Here is a 1,422-nt window from a genome sequence, read left to right as displayed (position 1 = left end):
TCCTGGGCGTCAGGCTTGGCGGGGGCAGAAGTCGCGGCGGCAGACTTGAGCTGCTCGCCGTACTCCTTCTTGAATCGGTTCGCCACCGGGGGCTCGATGGTCGAGGACGCAGACTTGACGAACTCCCCCATCTCCTTCAGCTTCTCGAGAACAAACTTGCTCTCGACGCCGAATTCCTTGGCGAGTTCGTGTACTCGGGGCTTGGCCACGCTTCTCCTTCTGGCCCGAGCCCCGACGCTGCCTGATGCAGGAGGAGGTGATTCGGACCGTTAGTGGTTGTGCAAACTCATCGGGAAGTACTCATCGAGTGCTCATGAGCTGCTGCTCCAGTTCCTGTTGGTCGATCACGGTGTGGTGTCTGTGCTCGGGTCGATCATCGTGCGCAGTGTGGTCACATCGAGCCCGCCCGCGAACCGGAGGGCCCGGGGGAAAGCACGTCTGCGAACTGCCAGGTCAAGGCACGCGATCGTGGGGTGCAGGTGTGCACCTCGACCGTGGGCCGTGCCGTCTGGATCGGGCACCACGGCGGGGCCGTGGGCATCCGATCCGGCGACAACCCGAATCAACTCAAGCGCGGTGGCCCGCTCACGGCACCCCACGCACATACGCACAGGGCGTGGGCGCGCGGAAGTGCTGCCAGTCGTAACCACCACCGAAGAGTCTAGCCGGTGGCACGCCCAACGCCGAACCGGTATCGGTGCGCCGGTGTTCGGGGGCTTTGGTGCAGGTCCCCGGTGCGCCGGGGAAACCTGCACATCCCACGGCAGATGTCGCGTGGGAAGCCAGGGAACTCCGTGGGAAGTAGCCTGAACTGCATGAGTGACCTGCAGTGCGCCAGCCGGATCGTCCTGGCCCGGCACGGCGAGGCGGAGTACGAGTCGCCCGGGCTCCCCGACGACGGGGGGTCGCTGAGCACGCTCGGCCGGCGGCAGTCGGCCGAACTGGCCACCGCACTCGGTCACCGCAAGGTCGCCCACGTCTACACGAGCACCCAGGCCCGCGCCGTCCAGACCGGTGAGATCGTCGCCGCTGCCCTCGGTGTCTCGGTGACCACGCGACGCGGCCTGGTCGAGTACGGCGAGGGCACGCTCACCGACGATGCCGCATTCACCGAGATCTACCGACGCTGGACCGACGGCGACCTCGACGTCCGCGTGCCGGGCGCAGAGACGGGCGCCGAGGGCATCGAACGACTCCGCTCGACACTGTCCGACATCGCCGACCAGCACCGCGGCGAGGACGTGCTCGTGATCACCCACGGCGGGCTGCTCCGCATGGGCGTGCCCGCGCTCGTGCGACTGGACGGCCACGAGGCTCGCCCCCTCGGCAACGGCGAGTTCATCGAGGTCGACATCGACTCCGACGGCTGGGTCTGCCGGGCCTGGCCGGGGACATCGACCTAGGAGATTCTCCGGCACCTGG

Annotated in this window: 3 protein-coding genes; 1 reads left to right on the top strand and 2 read right to left on the bottom strand. The window is 67.7% G+C overall.

Features of this window, described 5'->3' with window-relative positions:
• A partial coding sequence (locus tag NJ4_RS24800) for a translation initiation factor IF-2 N-terminal domain-containing protein (RefSeq protein ID WP_157551349.1) occupies positions 1-209 on the bottom strand: 209 nt, incomplete at its 3' end.
• A 135-nt stretch (positions 210-344) separates the two neighbouring features.
• Entirely contained in the window at positions 345-605 is a 261-nt protein-coding gene (locus NJ4_RS25385; RefSeq protein ID WP_082749153.1) for a YlxR family protein, read from the bottom strand.
• Between the two features lie 210 nt (positions 606-815).
• On the opposite strand from NJ4_RS25385, the gene NJ4_RS24795 reads away from it, so the two are divergent.
• Positions 816-1,403, top strand: a complete 588-nt coding sequence (locus NJ4_RS24795; RefSeq protein WP_067442108.1) for a histidine phosphatase family protein — start codon at positions 816-818, stop codon at positions 1,401-1,403.
• Positions 1,404-1,422 lie beyond the last annotated feature (19 nt).

This window comes from Nocardioides jensenii JCM 1364 = NBRC 14755, assembly GCF_001552535.1.
Lineage (GTDB): Bacteria > Actinomycetota > Actinomycetes > Propionibacteriales > Nocardioidaceae > Nocardioides > Nocardioides jensenii.
This window is presented reverse-complemented; position numbering and strand designations above follow the sequence as displayed.